Raw genomic sequence first — 17630 nt, 5'->3', positions numbered from 1 at the left:
CAACCTGTGAACAGGGTGAATGTTCCGGCGAACTGTTGCCGCTTGCAGGGTGTTCCCTGAATGTTCTAGCATGGCCCCATGCTTCCGCCCCGCGATCCCGACGAAGTCCTCAAAGCCCGCGGCGCCGCCCATCGCCCGGCGGGGCGGTTCGAGCCGTATCAGCCCGTGCGCGAGGATGACGGCTGGGACAGCCCGCCCGACGAGCATCTGCTGCGGACCGAGGTGACGACCGAGCAGCCGCGCCGGATCATCACCCGCAACCAGTCGCCCGACGTGCCGTTCGACCGCTCGGTGAACCCCTATCGCGGCTGCGAGCATGGCTGCATCTACTGCTTCGCGCGGCCGAGCCACGCCTATCTGGGCCTTTCCCCCGGTCTGGATTTCGAGACGCGGATCACCGCCAAGCCGGATGCCGCCCGGCTGCTGGAAGCCGAGATCGGGCGGCCCGGCTATGCCGTCGGGCCGATCGCCTTCGGCACCAACACCGATCCCTATCAGCCCGCCGAGGCGCGGTTCGGCATCATGCGGTCCTGCCTTCAGGTGCTGCACGACTGGAACCATCCGGTCAGCATCGTGACGCGCGGGCGCACGATCCTGCGCGATCTGGACCTGATCGGCGCGATGGCGGTGCGGCAGCAGGTCTTCGTCGGCGTGTCGGTGACGACGCTGGACGCGAAGCTGGCCCGACAGATGGAGCCGCGCGCGCCCGCCCCCGCGACCCGGCTGGCGATGATCCGGGGTCTGGCGGAGGCAGGCGTCTCGGTGCGCGTCATGGTCGCGCCGATCATTCCGGTGCTGACCGCCCATGAGGTCGAATCGATCCTGACCGCCGCGCGCGAGGCGGGCGCCGCCACCGCCAGCATGATCCCGATCCGCCTGCCGCATGAGGTCGCGCCGCTGTTCCGCGACTGGCTGCAACGCCATCACCCCGGCAAGGCCGATCACGTCATGGCGCGGATTCAGGCGATCCGCGGCGGGCGCGACAACGATCCCCGCTTCGGCACCCGCATGAAGGGCGAGGGGATCGAGGCGGAACTGCTGCACCAGCGTTTCCGCCTTGCCCGCAAGCGGCTGGGCTATGCGACGGAAAGCCCGCCGCTGGACGCCAGCCGCTTCGCGCCGCCGCCGCGCTCGGGCGATCAGCTTTCGCTGTTCTGACGCCCCAAGCCCGCTCTTGCCGCTGCCCGCTCGCCTGCTAGGGTCGCCGCCATGAAAATCGCCAGTTTCAACATCAACGGCATCAAGGCGCGGCTGCACCAGCTGACCGCCTGGCTGCCCGAGGCGCAGCCCGATGTCGTGGTCCTGCAGGAGATCAAGTCGCAGGACGAGGGCTTCCCGTCCGAGGTGATCGAGGATCTGGGCTGGACCGTCTGGACCCACGGCCAGAAAAGCTGGAACGGCGTTGCCATCCTCTCGCGCCTGCCGGTCGAGGATGTGACCCGCGGCCTGCCCGGCGACGATGCGGACGAGCAGGCCCGGTTCATCGAAGGCACGGTGATCGGGGAACGCCATGCGGTGCGGGTCGCGGGGCTCTACCTGCCCAACGGCAACCCGGTGCCGGGGCCGAAATACGACTACAAGCTGGCGTGGATGGAACGGCTGCGGCTGCACGCGGCGGACATGCTCGCGGCCGAGCAGCCGGCGGTGATGCTGGGCGATTACAACGTCATCCCCGAGCCGCGCGACGCCGCCCACCCGGAACGCTGGACCGATGACGCGCTGTTCCTGCCCGAAAGCCGCGCGGCGTTCCGCCGGATCGTCCATCAGGGCTGGACCGACGCGATCCGCATCCGCGCCCCGCAGGCCACGCGCGGGCCGTTCACCTTCTGGGACTATCAGCGGCAGGCATGGGACCGCGACAACGGCATCCGCATCGACCACGCGCTGCTCTCGCCGCAGGCCGCCGACCTGCTGAAGGACGCCGGCATCGACCGCGACCAGCGGGCGACCGAGAAGCCGAGCGATCACGTTCCGGTCTGGGTGGAACTGGACGCCTGACGCAGTGACGGGCCGCCAACCGGCTCGTCGGGCGGGGCGACCGAGAAGCCGAGCGGCCGTCCCGGTCCGGCTGAAACTGGACGCCCGACGCAGCGACCAACCGGCCTTTCGGTCGGGCAAGGATCCCGCGCGCCCGTCCTGCCTCGTGACGAACGGGCCGCCCGACGCAGCGGCGGCACCGTTGCGCGGCCTTTCTCCCTTGCGGCGTTGGGCGGCACCTGCATAGGCTCTCCCATCATGGATCAGCCTGCCTCCTCCGCGCCCGAAATCGTCGAGATCACCCCCTCCGCCCCGGTCAGCACCGAGCGGCATGGCTGGCGGGCGAAATGCCTGCAGCGCCTGATCCGCATGGACCTGCCGGTGCCGCGCAGCTTCGCCGTCTCGACCGAGGCGGTGCGGGGCATCGCGGCGGGACGGATGCTCGACCGCGCGGCGCTGGACCGGCTGATCGGCGAAGGGGCGGGGCTGGTCGGGGTGCGCCCCTCGGCCGTCGATCCCGAATGGGGCGGGCCGGGCACGGTGCTGAATGTCGGCATCAACGACGCCTGCCACGAACGCCTTGCCCAGACGCGCGGGCGCGAGGCGGCGGACGCCATCTATCGCGGCTTCGTGCAGTCCTACGCGGTCCATGTCGCGCGGCTGGACCCGGACATGTTCTCGGACCCCGATGCCAGCCTTGCCGACGCGCTGGCCGCCTATCGCAACGAGACCGACGACGAGTTCCCCCAGGACCCCGCCCGCCAGCTGGCCGAGGTGCTGCGGTCGATGGCGCGGGCGTGGGACGGCCCCACCGCGCGGCTGCTGCGGCAGGCCAAGGGGGCCCCGCCCGACGCGCCGCTGGGGCTGGTCGTGCAGGACATGGCGCTGGCGCTCGGCCCCGGCGTCACCGGATCGGGGACGATCCAGTATGTGGACAGCGTGACCGGCGATGCGCGGATCACCGGGCGTTTCCGCGGGCAGACGCAGGGTAAATCCCGCGGCAGGAATCACGAGACGCTGTATCTCACCTGCGACCCGCGCGGCCCCTCGCTGCAGGAGGCGGCGCCGGGCGTCTTCGCCGACCTGATCCGCTTCGGCGAGGCCGCCCGCTGCCGCCTGCGCGAGGAGATGCGGATCGAGTTCGTCGTCTCGGACAGCCAGCTCACGCTGATCGACGCGAACATGGTCGCCCGCTCGTCCCGCGCGTCGGTGCGGATCGCCGTCGCGTTGGTCCGCGACGGCATCATTTCGCCGGACGAGGCGGTGATGCGGATCCAGCCGCGCACGCTTTACGACCTGCTGCACCGGCAGGTGGACCCGCGCAGTCCGCGCGACGTGATCGTGCGCGGCATCCCCGCCAGCCCCGGCGCGGCCACCGGCAGGATCGTCTTTTCCACGCCCGCCGCGCAGGCCAGCACCGCGCGAGGCGAGCCTTGCGTGCTGGTGCGCCGCGAGACGGTGCCCGAGGATGTGCGCGGGATGCATGCCGCCGTCGCCGTCCTGACCGAGCGCGGCGGCACCACCAGCCACGCCGCCGTGATCGCGCGGGGGCTTGGCCTGCCCTGCATCGTCGGCGCCTCGCAGATCGCCATTGATGGCCGGGCCGGAACGCTGCGCGTCGGTCAGCGAATCCTGCACGAGGGCGACCAGATCACCGTGGACGGCAGCTCCGGCGAGGTGCTGGCCGGCGCCCCCGACATGCTGGAGCCCGCGCTGGACGACAGCTTCCACCAGCTTCTCACCTGGGCCGACGAGGCCAGCACCATCGCCGTGCGCGCCAACGCCGACACGCCCGAGGACGCGCTGACCGCCCGCCGATTCCACGCGCAGGGCATCGGCCTGTGCCGGACCGAGCATATGTTCTTCGACGATTCGCGCCTGCCCGCCATGCGCGAGATGATCTTCGCCGACCGGCCCGAAGACCGGCGCCTCTCGCTCGACCGGCTGCTGCCGATGCAGCGGGCCGACTTCACGGCGCTGTTCCGGCTGATGGACGGGCTGCCGGTGACGATCCGCCTGTTCGACCCGCCGCTGCACGAATTCCTGCCCCATGACCGCGAGGGGATGCGCGAATTGGCGGAGACGCTGGACCTGCCCCTGTCCGACATCGTGCGCCGGATCGAGGCGCTGGACGAGTTCAACCCGATGCTGGGGATGCGCGGCGTCCGGCTGGGCATCGTGGTGCCGGAAATCTACGACATGCAGGCCCGCGCGATCTTCGAGGCGACGATCGCCGCCGCGCGCCACGGCACCGGCGTCGTGCCTGAGATCATGATCCCGCTGGTCAGCGCCATGCGCGAGGTCGAGCTGGTCCGCAACCGCATCGAAGCCGTCGCCGCCGCCGTGCGGACCGAGACGCGGGCCGATTTCACCTATCGGCTGGGCGTCATGGTCGAGACCCCGCGCGCCGCGCTGCGGGCGGGCGACATCGCCGAGCATTGCGCCTTCCTGTCCTTCGGCACCAACGACCTGACGCAGATGACCTTCGGCCTGTCGCGCGACGACGCGGGCCGCTTCATGGGCAGCTATGTCGCGCAGGGGGTCTTCCCCGAGGACCCGTTCCACATCCTCGACCAGGAGGGCGTGGGCGAGCTGCTGCTGATCGGCGTCCAGCGCGCCCGAGAGCGCAAGCCGGACATCACCATCTCCGTCTGCGGCGAGCATGGCGGCAACCCCGATTCCATCGCCTTCTGCATGCGGGCGGGGGTGGATTATGTGTCCTGCTCGCCCTTCCGCGTGCCGCTGGCGCGGCTTGCTGCGGCGCGCGAATCGATTCTGCTGCGGGGCAGCGACCCGACTCGCGTCTGACGGGAAAGTCACGCGTTTCTCACAACTAAGCGCGGCCCGACTTGGGCCGGAATCTGCCGACAGCAACTAACAGCCTCGGCGGGTTCCGGCCCAAACATGGCGTTTTCATGACCGGACGGGCGACTCGGCGCTTGGGCACTGGCGCGGCGCGGGGGGCATCGGTCATCCAACCTGCATCGGCCCGGCCCGCTCGGGTTTACGAGTTACAGGAACACCATGCCCAAGTTCGTTTCGTGGCTGGCGCGCCTTTGTGTGTGTGCTGCCATTGCCGCCCCGGTTCTCTCTACCCCCGTCAACGCGGAAAGCGGCGACGGGGTTTCATATCAGGAACGCGTCCAGCAGTATCAGCGCCGCAATGCCGAGCGGTTGCAGCAGAACCGCGCGGCCGCAACCGGCCCGGAGCGGCTGATCCAGGCCAAGGCCGCCCCCGGCATCGACAGCCGCGAACTGGGCTGCATGACCGAGGCGATCTATTTCGAATCGCGCGGCGAGCCGGTGTCCGGCCAGCGCGCCGTCGCCGAGGTCATCCTGAACCGCGTGGACGATCCGCGCTTTCCGCGCTCGGTCTGCGGGGTGGTGAACCAGAAGGGCCAGTTCAGCTACAAGGGCAATGTCGGCAAGATCCGCAAGGGCGCGGCCTACAACACCGCCCTGCACATCGCGACCGAGGCGCTGTCGGGCGCCCCGCGCGTCCTGACCGACGGCGCGACCTATTTCCACACCCACCGGGTCAACCCCTCCTGGTCGCGGAAATTCACCCGCACCACCCGCATTGGCGCGCATATCTTCTATCGTCAGGGCGCCCGCCGCGTCGCATCGAACTGACCCGCGCCTTCCTCTGCCTCTCGGCCCGACTGGCCCCGCCGCAAGCGGGGCCATTTTTCATTCCGGCTCGGGTCAGGGGATTGCGGGGCAGGGGATTCCCACCCATGAGGGGCGCATGGACCAGCCCGACCGCATCCACCTGCGCGATCACGTCATCTCGGCCGAGATCGGCGCATTCCAGACCGAGCGCGGCACCCGGCAGCGCCTGCGCTTCAACGTGACCGCCGATCTGGCCGAGCCCGTCAGCGGCGCGGCCGATGAGGTGGACCGCATCCTCAGCTACGACGTGCTGACCGGGGCGGTGGCGACGGCGCTGGCCGAGCAACGCTACGACCTGCTGGAGACACTGGCCGAACGCATCGCCGCCGAGGTGTTGGCCCATCCCGCCGCCGCGCGGGTCGAGGTTTCGGTGGAAAAGCTGGACCGGGTGCCGGGCGCGCTGGGGATCACCATCGCCCGCCGGGCAGGGCGGGTCGGGGCGGAGGCCGCACGGCCGCGCCCGGCCGTCGTGCTGCGGCAGGACGGCGGCGCGCCCGATCTTTCCGGCGGCGCGGTCATCCTGGTGCCGGGCGCGCCCGGCCTGCCGCTGCCGCAAGGGGGGCATGCGCGCCGCGTGGCGCTGCTGGCGCTGGATCAGGCGGCTTGGGCCGCCGCAGGACCGCTCGGCGTCACCGTCGCGGACAGCCGGACGGAACTCGACTGGGCCGCCGAGCAGGGGCAGGCGGTCGTCTGGGCCCCCGCGCGGATGGTCGCGGACGATCCGTCGCTGCCCGCCGATCCGCTGGCGCTGGCGCTGTGGCTGGCCGAACGGATGCGGGCGAGCCGGCTGGACCTCGCGCCGCCCGCCGGAACGCGCCCGGCGATCCCGGCGAATTTCCCCATCCCGGTGCGCTGGCTCGACGGCTGAGCCTTGCCTCGCCGCCGGCCCGGCCCGACATTCCCCGCCATGATGAACCGCGATCCGCTATGACCCCGACCATCTATTACCGCCCGATCCCCGAGCTTCAGGGCGGCCGCTGGCAACTCGCCGGTGGCTGGACCCGTTTCTCGCGGCTCGAACGCCTCGCGCGGGGCGAGGCGCCGCGCATCGTGACGGAGGCCCCGGCCGAGGTGATGGAGGCGCTGACCGCGCCGCGCCCCGATGTGCTGGGCCTCTCGATGGATCGCCCGCGGCTGATGGGGATCGTCAACGTGACGCCGGACAGCTTCTCGGATGGCGGCCGCCACGATAGCACGCCGGCCGCCGTCGCGCATGGGCTCGCGCTGGCGGCAGCGGGCGCGGACATGCTGGACGTGGGCGGCGAGTCCACCCGCCCCGGCGCGGCCGAGGTGCCCGGACCCGAGGAAACCGCCCGCGTCGTCTCGGTGATCGAAGGGCTGCGCGGCACGCCCGTCAGCATCGACACCCGCAAGGCCGCCGTCGCAGGCGCGGCGGTTCAGGCCGGGGCGGGGCTGGTCAACGATGTCTCCGGCCTTGATTTCGACCCGCGGATGGCGACCGAGGTCGCCCGCTCGGGCGCGGCGGTCTGCGTCATGCACGCGCAGGGCCTGCCCGAGAACATGCAGGACGATCCCCGCTATGGCGACGTGCTGCTGGATGTCTATGACGCGCTGGCCGAGCGGATCGCCCGCGCCGTCGCCGCCGGCATCCCGAAGGGGCGGATCGTCGTCGATCCCGGCGTCGGCTTCGGCAAGACGACAGAGCACAACCTCGCCATCCTGCGGCGCATCTCGATCTATCACGCGCTCGGCTGCCCGGTGCTGCTGGGCGTCTCGCGCAAGCGCTTCATCGGCACCATCGGCGGGACCGAGGCGCCGGACGCCCGCGATCCCGGCACGCTGGCGCTGACGCTGGCCGGGGTGTTACAGGGCATCCAGATTCATCGCGTTCACGATGTGGCGGGCGTGGCGCAGGGATTGCGCCTCTGGCGCGCGGCCGAGGGAACAGGCGAGACAGACGGGGCAGAGACATGACCAGAAAGCTTTTCGGAACCGACGGCGTGCGCGGCCGCGCCAACACCTACCCGATGACGGCGGACATGGCGCTGCGGCTGGGGGCGGCGGCGGGGCAGTATTTCGGCCGCACCGGCAAGAACGGCCACCGCGTCGTGATCGGCAAGGACACCCGGCTGTCGGGCTACATGCTGGAGAACGCGCTGACGGCGGGGCTGACCTCGACCGGCATGAACGTCCTGCTGCTCGGCCCGGTGCCGACCCCGGCGGTGGGCTACCTGACGCGCTCGATGCGGGCCGATCTGGGCATCATGATCTCGGCCAGCCACAACCCGGCCGAGGATAACGGCATCAAGTTCTTCGGCCCCGACGGCTTCAAGCTGTCCGACGAGGCCGAGGCCGAGATCGAGGCGCTTGCCGGGGCCGAGCCGGCGCTGGTGCCCCCCGCGCGGATCGGCCGCGCGCGGCGGATCGACGACGGGCGGGGGCGCTATGTGGAATACGCCAAGACCACCTTCCCGCAGGGGCAGCGGCTCGACGGGATGAAGGTCGTGATCGACTGCGCGAACGGCGCCGCCTATCGCGCCGCGCCGGACGTGCTGTGGGAGCTTGGGGCCGACGTGATCCCGCTGGGCGTGGACCCGGACGGCTTCAACATCAACGCGGGCGTCGGCTCGACCCACCCGGAGGCCTGCGCGGCGGCGGTGCGCGAGCATGGCGCGGATCTGGGCATCAGCCTCGACGGCGATGCCGACCGGGTGATGATCATCGACGAGAACGGCGCGGTGGCGGATGGCGACCAGCTGATGGCGCTGCTGGCGGGCCGCTGGGCCGCCGCCGGTCGCCTGCGCGGGGGGGCGCTGGTGGCGACGGTGATGTCCAATCTGGGGCTGGAACGCTATCTGACCGACCGCGGGCTGCGGCTGGAGCGGACCGCCGTGGGCGACCGCTATGTCGTCGAGAAGATGCGCGGCGAGGGGTTCAACCTCGGCGGCGAGCAGTCGGGCCATATCGTGATGACCGACTACGCCACCACCGGCGACGGGCTGATCGCCGGGTTGCAGTTCCTTGCCGCGCTGGCCGATACCGGCAAACCCGCGAGCGATCTGCTGCGCCAGTTCACGCCGGTCCCGCAGATGCTGAAGAACGTGCGCTACGGCGCGGGCGCGGACCCGCTGTCCACCGACGCGGTGCGGGCCGAGATCGCCGCTGCCGAAACGCGGCTGGCGGGCAATGGCCGGGTGCTGATCCGCAAGTCCGGCACCGAGCCGCTGATCCGCGTCATGGCCGAGGCCGAGGACGAGGGCGTGCTGCGCGAGGTCGTGGACGGGATCGTCGCGGCGGTCGAGCGGGCGGCGGCGTAGGCAGGGGGCTCTGCCCCCGCCGCGCAGGCGCGGCTCCCCCGGGATATTTGGGGCCGCCCGAGCGGCTGGCCTCAGCTGAGCCGGGTGGGGTCGTGATCGAAGACCCAGGCGACGCGGTGGAACAGCACGCCCGGCGCGGCGGCCGACGCGAGCCGCAGCGCCGCGTGGGCGGCGTGTTTCGGCAGGCCGTCCAGGTGGTAGTTCCGGGCGTTCGCCGTGGCCGCGTCCACGACCCGCACCGCGCGCGGGCGGCGCAGCGCCTGATAACGGGCGAGCGCGGTTTCCTGCTCCGGTTCCGCATCGAGGCAGGCGGCCAGCACCCAGGCATCCTCGATCGCCATGCAGGCGCCCTGCGCGAGGAACGGCAGCGTCGGATGCGCGGCGTCGCCGAGGATCGCGCGGGTGCCGTCGTGCCAGCGGCCGGCGACCTCGTGTCGGAAGAGGCCCCAGATGCCGCATGTCTCGACCTGTTCCAGCCAGCCGGGCACCGGACCGCCGAACCCCGCGAAGGCGGCGTGGAGATTGGCGGGATCGTCGGGCTGCGACCAGTCCTCGGCGGCCCACGCCTCCCGCTCCTCGACCGCGACGATGTTGCGCAGGCGGCCGGCCAGCGGGTAGCTGACCAGATGCCGCCCCGGTCCCATGAAAAGCTGCGACAGGGGGGCTCCGCCATCCTCGAGCGGGATCAGCGCCCGCCAGGCGACCTGCCGGGTGAAGAAGGGCCGCTCGGGCCCGTTCAGGGCGGTGCGGACGCGCGAATGCAGGCCGTCAGCGCCGATCAGCAGCGGCGCATCGGGCAGGTCGGTGACGTGTTCGCCAAGCCGGATCGTCGCCCCGGCCTTGCGGGCGGCGGCTTCCAGAACGTCCAGCAGGCGGGCGCGGTGAACGGCGCGGAACCGGGCGTCCGGGCGGTGGCGGGTGTAGTCGAGCCGCGCCACCAGCGCGCCGCCGGAGCCGTCGCGCAGTTCGACCCCGTGGGAGGGGGCGGAGATGGCGGCGAAGGCGGCGCCTACGTCCAGAGCATCCAGCACGCGGCCTGCGTTGGGGCTGACCTGGATGCCTGCGCCGACCTCGCGGAAGGCTCCGGCGCGTTCCAGCACCGTGACCTGCGCCCCCCGGCGGGCCAGCGCCAGCGCGGCGGTCAGCCCGCCGATGCCCGCTCCGATGATGGTGACGGGGCGGCCTGCCAGTGCGCCGGTCCGCAGGGTGCCGATGGCTGCGGCCTTATTCGTCGCGGTGGACGCGCTCGCGGCGCTCGTGCCGTTCCTGGGCTTCCAGCGTCATGGTCGCGATGGGACGGGCGTCCAGACGCTTGAGGCTGATCGGCTCGCCGGTCATCTCGCAATAGCCGTATTCGCCCGTCTCGATCCGGCGCAGCGCGGAATCGATCTTGCTGACGAGCTTGCGCTGGCGGTCGCGGGTGCGCAGCTCGATCGAGCGGTCGGTTTCTTCGGACGCGCGGTCGGCGATGTCGGGGACGTTGCGGGCGCTGCCCTGAAGCACCTCCAGCGTCTCGGCCGACTGGTCCAGAAGTTCCTGCTTCCAGGCGACGAGCTTGCGGCGGAAATATTCCAGCTGGCGGTCGTTCATGAAGGGCTCGTCCTCGGCGGGACGGTAATCTTCGGGCAGGAAAGTCTGGCGCTTCATGGCTCCTCCAGCCTTGGCAGGGCAGAGCCCCGTCCAGTTGGCCGTGCAATAAAGGAGATGGCCGCGGATGGGAAGGCCCCCGCGCGCTTTTGGCCGGTCACAAACTTGCGGCGCCGCCGCAGCGGGCCTAGGTTGCGCGGTGCCAACGAAGGAGGCGTGCATGCAGTTCCGGTCCACCGACACCTATGTGGCGCCGCCCGACCTGGCGCTGGCAGTCAACGCCGCCGTCACGCTGGAACGTCCTCTGCTGGTCAAGGGCGAGCCGGGCACCGGCAAGACCGAGCTTGCGCGGCAGGTCGCGGCCAGCCTCGGCCTGCCGATCATCGAGTGGAACGTGAAGTCCACCACCAAGGCGCAGCAGGGGCTTTACGAATACGACGCCGTCAGCCGCCTGCGCGACAGCCAGCTTGGCGACGAGCGGGTGCATAACGTCGCCAACTACATCCGCCGCGGCAAGCTGTGGCAGGCGTTCACCGCCCCCGGCAAGGTCGTGCTGCTGATCGACGAGGTGGACAAGGCCGACATCGAGTTCCCGAACGACCTGCTGCAGGAGCTCGACCGGATGGAGTTCCATGTCTACGAGACCGGCGAGACGGTCGTGGCCGCCCATCGGCCCGTCGTCATCATCACCTCGAACAACGAGAAGGAGCTGCCCGACGCCTTCCTGCGGCGCTGCTTCTTCCACTATATCCGCTTCCCCGACGCCGACACCTTGAAGCAGATCGTCGGCGTCCATTATCCGGGGCTGAAGCAGCGGCTGCTGGACGAGGCGCTGACGCAGTTCTTCGAGCTGCGCGAGGCGCCGGGGCTGAAGAAGAAGCCCTCGACCAGCGAGCTGCTGGACTGGCTGAAGCTGATCCTGGCGGAGGATATGACGCCCGAGGATCTGAAGCGCCCGGCGGGGGAGATGCTGCCGAAGCTGCACGGGGCGCTGCTGAAGAACGAGCAGGACGTGGCGCTGTTCGAGCGGCTGGCCTTCATGGCGCGGCGGCAGGCGCGGTAAGAAGGGGGCGCTGCCCCCGCCGCGCTTCGCGCGACTCCCCCGGGATATTTTGGCAAAGGAGAATGGCATGAGCGTGATGATCCGGCCGGTGGAGGCGGGGGACCGCGAAGGCTGGCAGCAGCTTTATGACGGCTATCATCAATATTATGAGCGGCCGGATCTGCCGCAGTCGTTCTTCGATACCGCCTTCGACCGGCTGATGTCGGGCGATGCGGGCGAGTTCCGGGGGCTGGTGGCCGAGGATGACGGGCAGCTTGTCGGGCTGGTGCATTACGTCTTCCATCCGAGCCTCTGGCGGCCCGAAGGCGTGTGCTATCTGCAGGACCTGTTCACCGATTCGCGGACGCGCGGGCGCGGGGTCGGACGGGCGCTGATCGGCGCGGTCTATGAGGCTGCCGATGCGGCGGGGGTTCCGTCGGTCTATTGGCTGACGCAGGAATTCAACTACGCCGGCCGGATGCTGTATGACCGGGTGGCGACCCGGACGCCGTTCATCCGTTACAGCCGCTGAGGTCAGGGATTCGGCCGGTCAGCGCAGGCCGGTGGCCTCCAGCATGCCCTTGCGCTTGGCCTCGTAGTAGTAGCCGCGCGAATACCACTTCACCGCGTCGTCATGGCTGCCGCCCGCCACCATATAGGCGCCGCGCAGATACTTGACGCCGTAGTTCAGGTTCGTCTCGGCATCCAGCAGCCCCTCGGCCGGGCCGCGATAGCCCATGCCGCGGGCGGTCGCGGGCAGGATCTGCATCAGCCCGTAATACGGGCCGTTGCGGGCGCCGGGGCGGTGGCGGCTTTCGCGGATCACGACGCGGTGGACGAGATCCTCGGGAACGCCGTGGACGGCGGCGTATTTCTGGATCAACCGGCGCAGCTCCGGCGTCTCGTTGGGGTGCAGCGCGGCCTGGCTGGCGCGGGGCTGCGTCAGATACATCTTGTCGGCGGAATTGCCGCCGCAGGCAGCGAGCGCGGACAGCAGGGCCAGCGCGGACAGGCGCGGAAGGGCGGGAATCATCACTGCCTCGTTCGGTTTATCGTTCTGCTTGGCGGGCACGGTAGTTCAACCCGATGTTCCGCGTCATCGCAGGCGTGGTGCCGCGCCTCCGCATCGGCGGATCATTGCCGATCAGCGCCGTGTGCGCCTGACGGCGAGGGCGGCGACCAGCGATCCGACCGCCGAGGCGAACATGATGACCAGCAGCGGCGTCGCGCCCACGCCGGGCACAAGCCAGATACCGGCGAGTGCGGCGAGCGCGGCGCCGCCGGTCACGGCCATCGCGCCGCCCAGACCGCTCGCCGTGCCGGCGAGTTCGGGGACCACGCCCATCAGCCCGGCATTCGCGTTGGGCATCACCAACCCGTTGCTGAGCCCCATCACCGAGATCGCGCCGAAGAAGGTCAGCGGGTGGATCAGCCCGGCGAGGTCCACCAGCAGCGCCCCGCCGAGTGCGATCACCGCCAGCACCGTGCCGCTCAGGATCAGCCGGTCCATGCCGAGGCGCACCGTCCAGCGGGCCGAGATGAAATTCCCCAGCATGTAGCCGATCGAGGGCGCGGCGAACCAGTAGCCGACCTCGGCCGGGCGCAGGTGGAACACCTGCTCGCCCACGAAGGGCGCGCCGCCGATATAGGCGAAGAACGTGCCCGAGGTGAGCGTCGCCGCCATGGCATAGGCCCAGAACCGGCCGGATCGCGCGAGGACGGGATAGCTTGCCACCTGGCGGCGCAGGCTCACGCCGCCGCCGGGCGCGGTCTCGCCCATGTCGAACCAGGCCAGCGCGATCATGCCGGCCCCGGCGATACCCAGCAGCACGAAGACGGCCCGCCAGCCGAGCGCCTCGTCGATCAGCCCGCCGAGAATCGGGGCGAACATCGGCACCACCGACATGCCCATGGTGACATAGCCGATCCTGCTCGCCGCCTCGTCGCCGGCCACGAGGTCGCGGACCACCGCCCGCGACAGCACCATCCCGGTCATCACCGTCGCCTGCGCCATGCGAAAGGCGAGGAACCAGCCCGCCGTGGGGGCCATCACCGTCCCGACCGTCGCCAGCAGAAAGATCGCCAGCGCCCACAGCGACACCCGCCGCCGCCCCCAGCGGTCGCTGAGCGGGCCGGCGACGAGTTGCACCACCGCCGAGGCGGCAAGGTAGGCCGATACCGACAGCTGCATCACGCCGTATTCCACGCCGAAATCGCGGGCCATGCCCGGCAGCGACGGCAGGAAGATGTTCATCGACAGCGCGCCGACTCCGGCCAGCAGGATCAGCGTGCCGATATGCGGCGGCGTCCGGCCCGCGGGCGGTGCGAACCTAGCTCCAGTCGTGGAAGACAAACCAGGCCCCCATGCAGATCAGCCCGAACCCGACCGCGTGCTGCCAGCCGAGCCGCTCGCCGAGATAGAGCCAGGAAAAACCGGCGAACACGGTCAGGCTGATGACCTCCTGGATCGTCTTCAGCTGGGCGGCGGTGAAATACCCGTGGCCGGTGCGGTTCGCGGGCACTTGCAGTGCGTATTCCGGCAGGGCGATCAGCCAGCTGACGGCGATCACCAGCGCCAGCGGCGCTGCCTTGAAGCGCAGATGCCCATACCAGGCCAGCGTCATGAACAGGTTGGAACAGATCAGCAGCCCGATGGTGACGGCGGGAACCGGAAGATTCAGCCCCATTGCTGCGTGTGATGCGTTTCGAGGTTGCCGAACCGGGTGAAGCGCCCCTCGAAGCTGAGCTCGACCGTGCCGATGGGGCCGTGGCGCTGCTTGCCGATGATGACCTCGGCCTTGCCGTGGACCTGTTCCATCACCTGCTGCCACGTCGCCATCTTGTCCAGCTCGTGGTCGGCCGGCTTTTCGCGTTCCTTGTAGTATTCCTCGCGGAACACGAACATCACGATGTCGGCGTCCTGCTCGATCGAGCCGGATTCGCGCAGGTCGGACAGCTGCGGGCGCTTGTCCTCGCGGTTCTCGACCTGACGGGAAAGCTGCGAGAGGGCGATGACCGGGATGTTGAGCTCCTTGGCGATGGCCTTCAGGCCCTGCGTGATCTCGCTGACCTCGTTCACGCGGCTGTCCTTGGCCGAGGCGGCGCGCAGAAGCTGCAGGTAGTCCACGATCAGCAGGTCCAGCCCCCGCGTGCGCTTGAGCTTGCGGGCGCGGGCGGCAAGCTGGTTGATCGGCAGCGCGGGCGTGTCGTCGATGTAAAGCGGGCAGTTCTGCAGATCCTGCGCGGCGGTGACGAAGCGGCGGAACTCCTCCTCGCTCATGTCGCCGCGGCGGATCAGTTCGCTGGGAACTTCCGAGGCTTCGGACAGGATCCGGGCGGCCAGCTGCTCGGCCGACATCTCCAGCGAGAAGAAGCCGACGATGCCGCCATTGACGGTGCCGTGGGTGCCGTCGGGCAATTCGCCCATCCTGTGTGCCTTGGCGATGTTGAAGGCGATGTTGGTCGCCAGCGAGGTCTTGCCCATCGACGGGCGCCCGGCGAGGATGATGAGGTCGGACTTGTTCAGCCCGCCCATCTTCTCGTCCAGCCGCGTGAGGCCGCTGGAGATGCCGGACAGCTTCCCGTCGCGCTGATAGGCGGCGTTGGCGACGTTCAGCGCCCCGGTCACTGCCTGCAGGAAGGACTGGAAGCCGCGCTCGGCCACGCCCTGCTCGCCCAGCTTGTAGAGCGTCTGCTCCGCCGCCTTGATCTGTTCCTCGGCGTCGTCGTCGATGGCGACGGTCGCGGCGCGGCCGGAGATGTCGTTGCCCAGCGTGATGAGCTCGCGCCGCAGGGCGAATTCGCGGATCATCCTTGCATAGTCGCGGGCCGCATAGGACGAGACCGCCGCCCCGGCCAGCCGCGCCAGATAGGCGGGGCCGCCCAGATCCTTGAGGCCCGCGTCCTGTTCCATGAACGCCTTGATCGTCACCGGGCTGGCGAGCGCGTTGCGGGTGATGCGCTCGGCGCAGAGCTCGTAGATGCGGCGATGGACCGGATCGAAGAAATGGTCGGGCTTGATGATCCGCGTGACCGAATCGAACACGTCGTTGTTGGTCAGCAGCGCGCCCAGCAATTGCTGCTCGGCTTCGATCGAGAAGGGGACGGAGGGCGTGTCGGCATCGGCCCCCGCAGCGGCGTGGGGGGCGAGCGCGCGAAGCTCGTTCATGGCAGGGGTTCCGATTCTGGTCCGGCGGCGACTATCTCACGACCTCGGCGGTGGGTCCATCGGGATATCCTGTGGATAACCCGGCCGCGGCCGCTCGTCGCCGATCAGGGATGCGCCGCCTGCCAACCGCGCGGATCGGTGAGGAAGCTTTCCACCTCGGCCAGCGTGCCGGGATCGAAACTGCCCTGCGCCCGCGCCTCGGCCAGCACGTCCCACCAGGTGCAGAGGTGATGCAGGCTGACGCCATGCTCGGCCAGGCGCTGCGTGGTGCCGGGGAAGATGCCGTAATAGAAGATCACCGCCGTATGGGCGCAGGTCGCGCCGGTCTCGCGGATCGCGTCCACGAAGCTCAGCTTGCTGCCGCCGTCGGTGGTCAGATCCTCGACCAGCAGGACGCGCTGACCCTCGGTCATCTCGCCCTCGATCCGGGCGTTGCGGCCGTAGCCCTTCGGCTTCTTGCGCACATAGGTCATCGGCAAGCCCATCCGCTCGGCCATCAGCGCGGCGAAAGGGATGCCTGCCGTCTCGCCGCCGGCGACATTGTCGAACGCCTCGAACCCCGCATTGCGCATCACCGTCGCCGCCAGGAAATCCATCAGCGTCGCGCGGATGCGCGGGTAGGAGATCAGCTTGCGGCAGTCGATATAGGTCGGCCCCTTGGCGCCCGAGGCGTAGATATAGGGATCGGCGGCGTTGAAGTGGACGGCCCTGATTTCCAGCAGCATCCGGGCGGTCAGCCGGGCGATCTCGTCGGCCGGGGGGAAGGGCAGGGTCATGCGTCGTCCTCGACATGCCAGTGAAGCGGGAAGCCGGGGTCGAAGACGGTCACGGTTTCGCCGCCGGCGGTGATGTGGGTGGGGAAGGCTGCGGCCCTGTCGCGGCGGCGAAGCGTGATCCGGTCCTCGTTCGGCGGCATTCCGTAGAAGGCCGGGCCGTTCAGGCTGACGAAGCCCTCCAGCCGGTCCAGCGCGCCCTCGTCCTGGAACACCTGCGCGACGATCGGCAGCCAGTTCGGCGCGGTGAAGCAGCCCGCGCAGCCGCAGGCGCTTTCCTTGGCGCTGTCGGGATGCGGGGCGCTGTCGGTGCCGGAGAAGAAGCGCGGATCGCCGCTGGTCGCGGCCTCGACCAGCGCCAGCCGGTGGGATTCGCGCTTGGCGACCGGCAGGCAGTAGTAATGCGGGCGGATGCCCCCGGCGAGGATCGCGTTGCGGTTGATGACGAGGTGGTGGGTCGTGATCGTGGCGCCGATGCCCTCGTTCGCGCGGACGTAATCCACCCCGTCGCTGGTCGTGACATGCTCCAGCACCACCCGCAGCCCCGGCGTCGCGCGGCGCACCGGGTCCAGCACGCGGTCGATGAACACCGCCTCGCGGTCGAAGATGTCCACCTGCGGGTCGGTGACCTCGCCGTGGAGGCAGAGGGGGATGCCGGCTTCTGCCATCGCCTCAAGCACCGGGCGCACGCGGTCGAAATCGCGCACTCCGCTGGCCGAGTTCGTCGTCGCGCCGGCGGGATACAGCTTCACCGCCGCGATGATGCCCGCGCTGTGGGCGGCGACCACGTCGGCGGGATCGGTCGTCTCGGTCAGATACAGCGTCATCAGCGGCCTGAGCGTCGCGCCGTCCGGCAGGGCCGCGCGGATGCGGCCCCGATAGGCTTCCGCCTCGGCGCCCGTCACCACCGGCGGCACGAGGTTCGGCATGATGATCGCGCGGCCCAGGCGGGCCGAGGCCGGCGCGACCGCTGTCAGCATCTCGCCGTCGCGCAGATGCAGATGCCAGTCGTCCGGGCGGCGGAGGGTCAGATATTCGCTCATGGCATGCGTCTATACCGGGCGCGGCGGCGTTGACCAGAGCTGCGTCACCTCGCCGCGAGGGTGCGGCAAGTGACGCGACGGAGCGGTTGC

At 70.2% G+C, this 17630-nt stretch carries 17 protein-coding genes; 9 read left to right on the top strand and 8 right to left on the bottom strand.

The features are described 5' to 3' along the window. Nucleotides 1–78: 78 nt before the first annotated feature. The 7 genes from KTN05_RS01905 (at nt 79) to glmM (ending at nt 8927) form a co-directional block, all read left to right on the top strand. The gene (locus KTN05_RS01905) at nt 79–1158 is read left to right on the top strand and encodes a PA0069 family radical SAM protein (RefSeq protein ID WP_217327683.1); all 1080 of its coding nucleotides are present in this window, start codon (nt 79–81) and stop codon (nt 1156–1158) included. Between the two features lie 51 nt (nt 1159–1209). Further along, nucleotides 1210–1998, top strand: a complete 789-nt coding sequence (gene xth / locus KTN05_RS01900) for an exodeoxyribonuclease III (RefSeq protein WP_217327682.1) — start codon at nt 1210–1212, stop codon at nt 1996–1998. A 237-nt stretch (nt 1999–2235) separates the two neighbouring features. Beyond that, nucleotides 2236–4785: a putative PEP-binding protein gene (locus KTN05_RS01895; protein WP_217327681.1), complete on the top strand. Its 2550-nt coding sequence runs from the start codon at nt 2236–2238 to the stop codon at nt 4783–4785. Between the two features lie 216 nt (nt 4786–5001). Next, complete coding sequence (locus tag KTN05_RS01890) at nt 5002–5610, top strand: cell wall hydrolase (protein ID WP_217327680.1); 609 nt, start codon at nt 5002–5004, stop codon at nt 5608–5610. 115 nt (nt 5611–5725) lie between these two features. Then, complete coding sequence (locus KTN05_RS01885; protein ID WP_217327679.1) at nt 5726–6517, top strand: dihydroneopterin aldolase; 792 nt, start codon at nt 5726–5728, stop codon at nt 6515–6517. Nucleotides 6518–6576: 59 nt separating this feature from the next. Beyond that, nucleotides 6577–7584, top strand: a complete 1008-nt coding sequence (gene folP, locus KTN05_RS01880; RefSeq protein ID WP_217327678.1) for a dihydropteroate synthase — start codon at nt 6577–6579, stop codon at nt 7582–7584. Beyond that, the gene (gene glmM / locus KTN05_RS01875; RefSeq protein WP_217327677.1) at nt 7581–8927 is read left to right on the top strand and encodes a phosphoglucosamine mutase; all 1347 of its coding nucleotides are present in this window, start codon (nt 7581–7583) and stop codon (nt 8925–8927) included. The genes folP and glmM overlap by 4 nt, the downstream gene beginning before the upstream one ends. A gap of 71 nt (nt 8928–8998) precedes the next feature. Here glmM and KTN05_RS01870 read toward each other — a convergent pair whose 3' ends face one another. Beyond that, entirely contained in the window at nt 8999–10132 is a 1134-nt protein-coding gene (locus tag KTN05_RS01870; RefSeq protein ID WP_371823258.1) for an FAD-dependent oxidoreductase, read from the bottom strand. Between the two features lie 19 nt (nt 10133–10151). Further along, the gene (gene dksA / locus KTN05_RS01865; protein WP_217327676.1) at nt 10152–10574 is read right to left on the bottom strand and encodes an RNA polymerase-binding protein DksA; all 423 of its coding nucleotides are present in this window, start codon (nt 10572–10574) and stop codon (nt 10152–10154) included. A 160-nt stretch (nt 10575–10734) separates the two neighbouring features. On the opposite strand from dksA, the gene KTN05_RS01860 reads away from it, so the two are divergent. Together KTN05_RS01860 and KTN05_RS01855 are read left to right on the top strand one after the other, a co-directional pair. Further along, a complete protein-coding gene (locus KTN05_RS01860; RefSeq protein ID WP_217327675.1) occupies nt 10735–11577 on the top strand; it encodes a MoxR family ATPase in 843 nt (280 codons plus the stop codon). Nucleotides 11578–11653: 76 nt separating this feature from the next. After that, entirely contained in the window at nt 11654–12088 is a 435-nt protein-coding gene (locus KTN05_RS01855) for a GNAT family N-acetyltransferase (protein ID WP_217327874.1), read from the top strand. 18 nt (nt 12089–12106) lie between these two features. Here KTN05_RS01855 and KTN05_RS01850 read toward each other — a convergent pair whose 3' ends face one another. The 6 genes from KTN05_RS01850 to pyrC all read right to left on the bottom strand — a co-directional run bounded on the left by KTN05_RS01850 (nt 12107) and on the right by pyrC (nt 17540). Further along, entirely contained in the window at nt 12107–12589 is a 483-nt protein-coding gene (locus tag KTN05_RS01850) for a lytic transglycosylase domain-containing protein (RefSeq protein ID WP_217327674.1), read from the bottom strand. Between the two features lie 111 nt (nt 12590–12700). Further along, nucleotides 12701–13909, bottom strand: coding sequence for a multidrug effflux MFS transporter (locus KTN05_RS01845; protein ID WP_254367913.1), 1209 nt, complete (start codon nt 13907–13909; stop codon nt 12701–12703). Continuing rightward, nucleotides 13887–14243 carry a DMT family protein gene (locus KTN05_RS01840; protein ID WP_217327673.1) on the bottom strand — a complete coding sequence of 119 codons (357 nt, stop codon included), beginning with the start codon at nt 14241–14243 and terminating at the stop codon, nt 13887–13889. Before KTN05_RS01840 ends, KTN05_RS01845 begins: the two co-directional genes overlap by 23 nt. Then, nucleotides 14234–15724, bottom strand: coding sequence for a replicative DNA helicase (locus tag KTN05_RS01835; protein ID WP_217327672.1), 1491 nt, complete (start codon nt 15722–15724; stop codon nt 14234–14236). Before KTN05_RS01835 ends, KTN05_RS01840 begins: the two co-directional genes overlap by 10 nt. 104 nt (nt 15725–15828) lie before the next feature. Continuing rightward, complete coding sequence (locus KTN05_RS01830; protein WP_217327671.1) at nt 15829–16500, bottom strand: orotate phosphoribosyltransferase; 672 nt, start codon at nt 16498–16500, stop codon at nt 15829–15831. After that, the gene (pyrC, locus tag KTN05_RS01825; RefSeq protein ID WP_217327670.1) at nt 16497–17540 is read right to left on the bottom strand and encodes a dihydroorotase; all 1044 of its coding nucleotides are present in this window, start codon (nt 17538–17540) and stop codon (nt 16497–16499) included. Before pyrC ends, KTN05_RS01830 begins: the two co-directional genes overlap by 4 nt. Nucleotides 17541–17630: the final 90 nt, after the last annotated feature.

Origin of the sequence: Paracoccus sp. Z118 (assembly GCF_019061185.1) — a bacterium.
In the GTDB taxonomy this organism is placed as follows: domain Bacteria; phylum Pseudomonadota; class Alphaproteobacteria; order Rhodobacterales; family Rhodobacteraceae; genus Paracoccus.
Note: the sequence above shows the minus strand (reverse complement) of the source record. Positions and strands in the feature narration are given on the sequence as shown.

What these genes read in the sequence shown, in the direction of transcription:
- KTN05_RS01905 (WP_217327683.1), top strand. Translation starts at nt 79, where the DNA reads ATGCTTCCGCCCCGCGATCCCGACGAAGTCCTCAAAGCCCGCGGCGCC.
- xth (WP_217327682.1), top strand. Translation starts at nt 1,210, where the DNA reads ATGAAAATCGCCAGTTTCAACATCAACGGCATCAAGGCGCGGCTGCAC.
- KTN05_RS01895 (WP_217327681.1), top strand. Translation starts at nt 2,236, where the DNA reads ATGGATCAGCCTGCCTCCTCCGCGCCCGAAATCGTCGAGATCACCCCC.
- KTN05_RS01890 (WP_217327680.1), top strand. Translation starts at nt 5,002, where the DNA reads ATGCCCAAGTTCGTTTCGTGGCTGGCGCGCCTTTGTGTGTGTGCTGCC.
- KTN05_RS01885 (WP_217327679.1), top strand. Translation starts at nt 5,726, where the DNA reads ATGGACCAGCCCGACCGCATCCACCTGCGCGATCACGTCATCTCGGCC.
- folP (WP_217327678.1), top strand. Translation starts at nt 6,577, where the DNA reads ATGACCCCGACCATCTATTACCGCCCGATCCCCGAGCTTCAGGGCGGC.
- glmM (WP_217327677.1), top strand. Translation starts at nt 7,581, where the DNA reads ATGACCAGAAAGCTTTTCGGAACCGACGGCGTGCGCGGCCGCGCCAAC.
- dksA (WP_217327676.1), bottom strand. Translation starts at nt 10,574, where the DNA reads ATGAAGCGCCAGACTTTCCTGCCCGAAGATTACCGTCCCGCCGAGGAC.
- KTN05_RS01860 (WP_217327675.1), top strand. Translation starts at nt 10,735, where the DNA reads ATGCAGTTCCGGTCCACCGACACCTATGTGGCGCCGCCCGACCTGGCG.
- KTN05_RS01855 (WP_217327874.1), top strand. Translation starts at nt 11,654, where the DNA reads ATGATCCGGCCGGTGGAGGCGGGGGACCGCGAAGGCTGGCAGCAGCTT.
- KTN05_RS01850 (WP_217327674.1), bottom strand. Translation starts at nt 12,589, where the DNA reads ATGATTCCCGCCCTTCCGCGCCTGTCCGCGCTGGCCCTGCTGTCCGCG.
- KTN05_RS01840 (WP_217327673.1), bottom strand. Translation starts at nt 14,243, where the DNA reads ATGGGGCTGAATCTTCCGGTTCCCGCCGTCACCATCGGGCTGCTGATC.
- KTN05_RS01835 (WP_217327672.1), bottom strand. Translation starts at nt 15,724, where the DNA reads ATGAACGAGCTTCGCGCGCTCGCCCCCCACGCCGCTGCGGGGGCCGAT.
- KTN05_RS01830 (WP_217327671.1), bottom strand. Translation starts at nt 16,500, where the DNA reads ATGACCCTGCCCTTCCCCCCGGCCGACGAGATCGCCCGGCTGACCGCC.
- pyrC (WP_217327670.1), bottom strand. Translation starts at nt 17,540, where the DNA reads ATGAGCGAATATCTGACCCTCCGCCGCCCGGACGACTGGCATCTGCAT.